The organism is Methylophilus sp. 14, assembly GCF_015354345.1.
GTDB lineage: Bacteria > Pseudomonadota > Gammaproteobacteria > Burkholderiales > Methylophilaceae > Methylophilus.
Genome location: NZ_JADKYS010000011.1, coordinates 24,702 through 31,142 on the forward strand (window position 1 = coordinate 24,702; position 6,441 = coordinate 31,142).

Sequence of the window (6,441 nt, forward strand, 5' to 3'; positions counted from 1 at the left end):
TATTAAAGTGCTTTTTTGTCTTTAGAAATTTACATATATATTTAACCCTACATGAGGTGAGGTTAATCTGTTTTCAAGTGAAACATTCAAATAATTTTCACCCAGCTCTGGAATTTGTGGTCCGAACCGGTGCGTTAATGTGAATCGAGTAACGGGTGGTTGCTCTTGCCCATCAGGAAGGACTGCGGTTTCGGTAGCAGGGGTTTCTACAAAATGTGGCATTACAGCTAAAGTTAGTACAACCACAACTTATACATGCGAGTAACGCTTTGCAAATCAGGTGGTTGGACGAATAACTCAAAGAGAGAATTATCCCTTTGCCACCTTCTGATGCATTTCAATGAAGTGTTCCGCTATGTTCCGTATTGCTTGGCCATAGTTATAAATCATTTGTTCACCCTGCTTAATGTAGGACAAGTCTTGACTGATGCCAGCAAGTTGAATTGCATCATCAATTTTGGAGCTTGTAGGATGAGCATCTCCATTCCGCATGTCGTAGACTCCGACGATTACACCAAGAAGTTTTCTAGCTTCTGCCTTGCCAATTTTTTGCCCGACAATATCTTCCAGAAGTTTAATTGAGCCGAGTTCTTTATTGCTAACAAGTGTACGAAGTGCTTGGATATTTATTCGATCAGAAAAAACTCTTACCAGCTCTTTAGCCAGTCTTAATAGTGAGGGTTTATCTCTGCTTGAAAATCGAGAAACAACTTTTAAAGTCTCAATTTCGTTGATTTGATGGTTGAATAGTGGAATATTATGTACTTCAAAAAATGCTTGTTCTAACTTGACCAAGCTTTCAAATAGTAAATTTTCAGCAGCGCTTGAATCAGCAACTTTACCTCTGGTGTGCGCTAAAAGCAGCTCTTTTGAAACCTTACCTTCAGGAACAATATTATGCGCTGCCCAAATTGCTTGCTCCCACGGCTCAAGTCGGGGAACGTCACACGCATATACTGAAACCAAGTCAGCATCATTGATGCCGAAATGGGTAGCACGACCTGATGTAGAACAAATCCCACCAGTTTCAGCGGTGTACCATTGCAGTGTAAAACCCCGGTGGTCAAGTAAGTGATTGATAACTTCAGGCCTAAAGAACAGCCATCTTCCAATATCTTCATCATTTAATTCAGCAGAAGACATTCTTTTACCGTCAGTCTCAACTATGAATGCGGGTAGCTCTGTATTTGCATCGCCACGAACTCGAATACTTGAACTCTTGTGTTCAATCCATTCCTCTCGTCTGAACTGACTTTCAACGCGAACTCCTTTGTATCCAGATATAAGTCCTCTGGTTTCTTCAGACTCTGTGTTGTCATTGGTTTCTGGCCCCATAACCGGAGCGTCCTCTTCACCGTCGACATCAGTGCGACCTACGCGAAATGTTGCAAAGCTTCCTCCGTACACAGAATCAAGTGATCGAATTATTTGTTCAACTCTTCCGCCATCCCTTGCTTCTTCAAGTGATACTAGCCCATTGTAAGGACTCTCTTTTAATGAGCGTACATTCTCAACTCGCTGTCGAAACATAGCCACACGAAGCGATAAATTCCTTGCAGCTAAATAGTCCATGAGGAATTCACGTTTGATTTCAATTAAGCAATGATTCCCTTCTGAGTCGAACTTCTCTCTTGCTACTTCTGTAAAGTTTTCTATTGGTCTTACCCAACTGTTTCCTTCTTTAACTAGATTTAGTGCGACAACCAAGTCAGGATTGAGAATCCATTCTCGTTTTCCGATAAGGGGCTGAAAGTATTCAAAAACAAGCTCAACACCGATAGTTTCATCATTGAATTGATAGTGATCTATCGGAATGTATCTTCCATCCGAATGGACATAAGGGTCAGTGCGATGCCCACCTAAATCACTAAAATCTAAGCGGTCCCCAATATTTTTGTGCTCAGGAAATATAGCCGCAGTACCTACGCCCAAGTATTCCTCGATAAACCCAATTTCTTTTGCATCTCCCTCTTCAAAAGATTGAGATGCCCGTAATGGCACCCATGTAGCATTGGAGTAAACGCGACGAGTTTCACTGGTTTGCAATAACCAATCTTTATTCTTTTTGCACATTTAGTCACCTACATTTTTATTGGTTTAAATATATAAAGGCAATATAGCTTTAAGTATTGGGCATGTAAAACTCAAAACACACATAAATCTGATTAATAGGCTGATGCATCCACAAATGCTTAATTTGTGGTATCCGTTATGTTGTCATTTATAAATTGTGCGGAGTGGGAGAGATGTGCTTAATGAGGGGGTGGCGTTCTAAATACTCAAACTAATAGTAAATTTCCGGTATGCCGAAGTGATTACCCCAACCATCGCGGTGGGCGACATGGCATATGTGCATAAGAAGAGTTGAATCTGTATTTTGAGTGTCAGAAAGGCTCTCAATCTTGTAATGAGAGCCTGAATTTGTGAGGATGATTTTTTGTTCATCATCCAGGCCTACGACTTGCGAGGTATGGAAAGCAATCTTTCCCAAGTCAGTAATCAAGTACCCCACTGCACAAACTGGCTCAACCTCACTAATTTTTATAATCCTTTTATATAAGAAGGCATCAACTAAGGAGCCTTTGAAGCTTGTGGTTTGTATGCGTTTGGTTAACTTTAATACGTCTTCTGAATTTGCATATTCAAGCTGGAGAAGATGTCTATTTTTTCTAACAATATCATCCAAGCTCTTAGGAATTAAATCTTTCACCTGTTGTATGAGGTTTGAGGAATTCATGATTCGAACTAGGCTAATTTTAATATGCGTTCAAAAATCAGTTCGTTTTGATTCTTACTGAGGCCGTTTAGGTCGTGCTCTATCGAGCTCCCGTCATCGAGATCATAACGATAAACATAGCCGCTGCAGCCTTCATGAAAATATTCTGCTTTTCGAATTTGCAGTAAACGATGGAGATCCCATTTTTCAGACTTATTCAAATAGCCGGGACTAAGAAGGTATGTACGCTTTATTTTGTGGGATTTCGCAAGAGTGGCAAGGCTCTCTAAGCCGGAAACGAATTGTGGAGTAACGCATGAGGGTTTTCTTCCTTCATCCTCAAACTCTTGTATTTCGCACATGAATAATGGATCCACAACGGGTAATTCAACGATGGGGACTGAAACCATGCTCATATCTTGTTCGTGAATGACTATGTTTTTTTTCTTAATGTTAAACATATCAGTATCGGTAAAAATGAATGATATATCATTACATAAAAAATCAGTTTTATTCATGTAATAACGTAAAAATTCATAACTTTTTAAAACGAAAATGAATGATATATAGTGTAGTTATATATCAGTCATTACTGAAGAATGTGATTTTCTGAGATTAGAGATATCACAAAATGGAACTTCAAGAAGCTTTAGGCGAGGTATTTGCTCAAGCGCGAAAATCAGTAAAGCTGACGCAGGAAGATTTCGAGACAGTTTCCCCTAGAACCTACATTAGCCATCTGGAGCGAGGTCTCAGCTCCCCAACCATTGATAAATTGGATCAGTTGGCAGGGTTGATGGGTGTTCATGCTGTTTCATTGTTATTCCAAGCCTACCTTAAATATGACAAAAGTCTCGATGCCCTGCAGTTGATGGCCAAAATATTGGAGGACTCCAAAACCTTAAGCGAGTCTCAAAATAAGGTTTGATAAAAATAAAAAAGGGATTCAAAAATTAAATAGTGAGTTTCCACTTTCGTTCTATGCACCGTAATTAAAAGATCTGCAAAAAACAGGTTAAATTTAGAGACCTATATACAATATGATGTGGTTAAAATGTATTGGTAAAACTAGATAATGTGTTTTATGATTATCTACAGCTACATCAACTATGTCAGACAAATTTTGCGATAACTTGTGTCTAATGAAGCTAGATTGGCTTGGTTGCTAGATCCTGTGAGTATTAGACAGAAAATGAATGACATAAATTACGGAAAATTCTAAGGCCTGACCTACTGCGCTCACGGGTGCGGTGTTACAAAGCAGTTTTAAATCCTCATGTACTTGCTTGTACACTCCGGTTTAAAACAGCTTTGCGCCTAGCCCTCGAGTCGCTCGCTACGGTCAATCCATAGAATTTTGGCTTACAGGAATTATTAAATAATTGAGCACTCCAACAGGGAGAACAACATGGCAATCAAAATCGACAAAAAAATCACCGCCTACAAACTGGTGACCGATGAAGACAAAAAAGCAACCGAGGCCGCTGCCGCGCCTGTTACGAATGTTTTCCAAATGGGTGAGCCATTGAGCCGCCCAGACATGCTCGTGGGCAACACCTACAAAATCAAAACCCCGGTGACCGAGCACGCGCTCTACATCACCATCAACGACGTCATCATGAACGAAGGCACCCCACAAGAGCACCGCCGCCCGTTTGAGATCTTCATCAACTCCAAAAACATGGAGCACTTTCAGTGGATCGTCGCGCTCACCCGCGTCATGTCCGCCGTGTTCCGCAAAGGCGGCGATGTCACCTTTTTGGTAGAAGAACTCAAAAGCGTATTCGAGCCTAGCGGCGGCTACTTTAAAAAAGGCGGCAAGTTTGTGCCTAGCCTGGTGGCCGAGATTGGTGAAGTGGTAGAAAAACACCTGCAAGAAATCGGTATGCTGAAGAAACCGGGGTTAGACGAACACCAGCAAAAACTGGTAGAAGAGAAAAAAGCGGAATACTTGGAAAAACACGCAAAGTCAGGCGACGAATCAAACGACGAAGGCTTCCCAAAAGGTGCGCAGCTTTGCAAAAAGTGTAATACCAAAGCAAGCATACTGATGGATGGTTGTATGACTTGTTTGAATTGTGGTGATAGTAAGTGCGGGTAGTCACCTAAATGGATACCACTAAAGAGCTACTGTGAGTGGCAGCATAAATTGCAATCATGTCTGAATAAGGTGCAACTTTAGACCGCATAAATTGCAGCTCCAACGCGAGAATATATTTAAAAATCAAAGCCCCATCATTTCGATGGGCTTTTTTTTACGCTAAAAATATCCGTGAGTAATGATAAAGCAAAAGATTTGCGCTAAGTCTATGGAATGCTTAGAATCTTTGTTAGTCAATCTATAACAGAAATAACATGACTCAAATCCCATTTAATGTGTCTGCACGCGCTGCTATTCTTATTGGCAGGGAAAATATTGCTAATTCAAAAGGTGCGATTATTGAGTTGGTTAAAAATAGTCATGACGCTGATAGTAAGTTTTGTATTGTTTATATTGATAACGCGCTTAATAGATTGTGAGCACAGGAGTAAGTATTATTTTTATAAATCTGCTTGATAATATTGGGCCATGGTTGATACCCTTATCCTCAATTTTTATTAGCATCTCTTTAATGAGATTGAAACTTGTTTTATTTTGACAAATTAATGCCTCTCTCAATAAAGCTAATATTGCTATGAATGCTTGAGGCGAGGGGTTTCTAACCAAGCCTTCATAAAATGCCGTTTCTGTAATATGTTGCTTCCGCCAGAACAATGTTGACGCATTGGCATTTTCGCTAACGATGTATTTGCGTATATCCTCGGGGAGTGACTCAAAAACCTCCCTGACAAACTTCATCGTAAGTTCTTTATCCATGTTGGCTAAGTCAAAAAACTCATCTGTTAGCCAATGGATGGTGCCAGGATATTTTTCTTCAACTAATTGAGCAATACCTTTTCTACCGCCCTTTTTTTCTTTAATCGTCGGCATTGTCTTGCCAAGACGGTATTTCTCCCAAAGTCTCGCACGTTGTTTATTGAAGTTTTCCCTGTCCACAGTGGACGGTGCAAATTCCTTTTCTAATTCATAAGCCGTTTTTCCACTCGCCTCTGCAACAGCGTTAAACCAGGTCTGCACTCTCAATTGCTGAAGGGCTTTGTTCTTTTTTGGCCTGCCAACTGATCTTTTTTTCACTGTTTTTGCTTCGGCCATCGCGAATTCCGAGTATACACAGAGGAATTTAAAGGGATTTTATGCTAATAGTGTCATATTTTACATGAATAACTTGCTACTAATGGCAAGTCTTGATTATTGAAAGTCCTAGGTTAGTTTGAAATGGAGACCCCCATTAAATGGAACCAAACGCAGGGTGTCTCAAAAGGTCAGCAACCATCCGGTTGTTGTAAACAAGAGAGGAACTAGTTCAGAAGAGTTGATATAGCCAAGAATGTCTTTTGCGGACATGAAATGCAAAACGACCCAAGTACGGCAAATACTTGAGTCGCTTTTAAGAACATCTGTTTGTCTACCAGATGATTCTATTCTACGACACGTTAGCGGCTAGTCAAGAGCCTTAACGCGGGTAGTCTCGCATTTCTTCTGGAAAGGTGGTTTCAGCAGGCTGTTTTGGACTACCCACGGTTTTGTAGACACCTAGCCTTGTTTGCTGGACTACCCACGGTTTTGTAGACACCTAGCCTTGTTTGCGCCAGACCTCTTCAAACGCTTCAGGGCTCATGCCATT

Annotated in this window: 7 protein-coding genes; 3 read left to right on the top strand and 4 right to left on the bottom strand. The window is 40.6% G+C overall.

Features of this window, described 5'->3' with window-relative positions:
- Window positions 1-309: 309 nt before the first annotated feature.
- The 3 genes from INP78_RS14405 to INP78_RS14415 form a co-directional block, all read right to left on the bottom strand.
- Window positions 310-2,073 carry a hypothetical protein gene (locus tag INP78_RS14405; RefSeq protein ID WP_194742899.1) on the bottom strand — a complete coding sequence of 588 codons (1,764 nt, stop codon included), beginning with the start codon at window positions 2,071-2,073 and terminating at the stop codon, window positions 310-312.
- 211 nt (window positions 2,074-2,284) lie between these two features.
- Window positions 2,285-2,737 carry a hypothetical protein gene (locus INP78_RS14410; RefSeq protein WP_194742900.1) on the bottom strand — a complete coding sequence of 151 codons (453 nt, stop codon included), beginning with the start codon at window positions 2,735-2,737 and terminating at the stop codon, window positions 2,285-2,287.
- An 8-nt stretch (window positions 2,738-2,745) separates the two neighbouring features.
- Complete coding sequence (locus tag INP78_RS14415) at window positions 2,746-3,234, bottom strand: hypothetical protein (protein ID WP_194742901.1); 489 nt, start codon at window positions 3,232-3,234, stop codon at window positions 2,746-2,748.
- Between the two features lie 113 nt (window positions 3,235-3,347).
- Between INP78_RS14415 and INP78_RS14420 the strand changes: the two genes are divergently transcribed.
- The 3 genes from INP78_RS14420 (at window position 3,348) to INP78_RS14430 (ending at window position 5,236) form a co-directional block, all read left to right on the top strand.
- Window positions 3,348-3,644 carry a helix-turn-helix domain-containing protein gene (locus tag INP78_RS14420; protein WP_194742902.1) on the top strand — a complete coding sequence of 99 codons (297 nt, stop codon included), beginning with the start codon at window positions 3,348-3,350 and terminating at the stop codon, window positions 3,642-3,644.
- A 480-nt stretch (window positions 3,645-4,124) separates the two neighbouring features.
- Window positions 4,125-4,817: an NrdJb gene (locus INP78_RS14425; protein WP_194742903.1), complete on the top strand. Its 693-nt coding sequence runs from the start codon at window positions 4,125-4,127 to the stop codon at window positions 4,815-4,817.
- A 254-nt stretch (window positions 4,818-5,071) separates the two neighbouring features.
- On the top strand, window positions 5,072-5,236 hold the full coding sequence (locus INP78_RS14430; protein WP_194742905.1) for a hypothetical protein: 165 nt from the start codon (window positions 5,072-5,074) through the stop codon (window positions 5,234-5,236).
- Here INP78_RS14430 and INP78_RS14435 read toward each other — a convergent pair.
- Window positions 5,223-5,909: a hypothetical protein gene (locus INP78_RS14435; RefSeq protein ID WP_194742904.1), complete on the bottom strand. Its 687-nt coding sequence runs from the start codon at window positions 5,907-5,909 to the stop codon at window positions 5,223-5,225. The genes INP78_RS14430 and INP78_RS14435 overlap by 14 nt on opposite strands.
- Window positions 5,910-6,441: the final 532 nt, after the last annotated feature.

What these genes read in the sequence shown, in the direction of transcription:
- INP78_RS14405 (WP_194742899.1), bottom strand. Translation starts at nt 2,073, where the DNA reads ATGTGCAAAAAGAATAAAGATTGGTTATTGCAAACCAGTGAAACTCGT.
- INP78_RS14410 (WP_194742900.1), bottom strand. Translation starts at nt 2,737, where the DNA reads ATGAATTCCTCAAACCTCATACAACAGGTGAAAGATTTAATTCCTAAG.
- INP78_RS14415 (WP_194742901.1), bottom strand. Translation starts at nt 3,234, where the DNA reads ATGAATAAAACTGATTTTTTATGTAATGATATATCATTCATTTTTACC.
- INP78_RS14420 (WP_194742902.1), top strand. Translation starts at nt 3,348, where the DNA reads ATGGAACTTCAAGAAGCTTTAGGCGAGGTATTTGCTCAAGCGCGAAAA.
- INP78_RS14425 (WP_194742903.1), top strand. Translation starts at nt 4,125, where the DNA reads ATGGCAATCAAAATCGACAAAAAAATCACCGCCTACAAACTGGTGACC.
- INP78_RS14430 (WP_194742905.1), top strand. Translation starts at nt 5,072, where the DNA reads ATGACTCAAATCCCATTTAATGTGTCTGCACGCGCTGCTATTCTTATT.
- INP78_RS14435 (WP_194742904.1), bottom strand. Translation starts at nt 5,909, where the DNA reads ATGGCCGAAGCAAAAACAGTGAAAAAAAGATCAGTTGGCAGGCCAAAA.